At 58.5% G+C, this 417-nt stretch carries 1 pseudogene; it reads right to left on the bottom strand.

From position 1 onward, the window contains the following. Positions 1 to 417 (bottom strand): annotated as a pseudogene (locus HX786_RS32055) (polyamine ABC transporter substrate-binding protein); the annotation flags it as partial.

The raw sequence follows: 417 nt of genomic DNA, 5'->3' as shown, positions 1-417 counted from the left end.
TTGGCCAGGTCCGAGATGTACTTGGAGGAATGGAAATAAGTGATGTACGGCCGCAGGGTCAGCAGCTTGGCCTCGGCCTGTTTGTAGTCTTCGGGATTCTCGCTGCGCGGGTCCTTGCCCATGTAGTTGAGGATCGCCGGGAACAGTTCATCCGCCGAGTCGAGGAACGCTACGCCGCACTCGTGGAGCTTCTTGATGTTCTCCGGTTCAAACAGCACGGCCCACGAATCGATATGGTCGATGCCCAACACCTGCTTGACCTTGTCCACGTTATAGCCGATGCCGTTGGTGCCCCACAGGTACGGCACCGAATGCTCGTTGCCCGGGTCGTTTTTCTCCAGCAGCTTGAGCAGCTTGGGGTCGAGGTTCTTGAAGTTGGGTAGCTGCGAACGGTCCAGCTTGAGGAACGCGCCGGCC

It is taken from the genome of Pseudomonas sp. 21615526, from assembly GCF_013386245.1.
GTDB lineage: Bacteria > Pseudomonadota > Gammaproteobacteria > Pseudomonadales > Pseudomonadaceae > Aquipseudomonas.
This window is presented reverse-complemented; position numbering and strand designations above follow the sequence as displayed.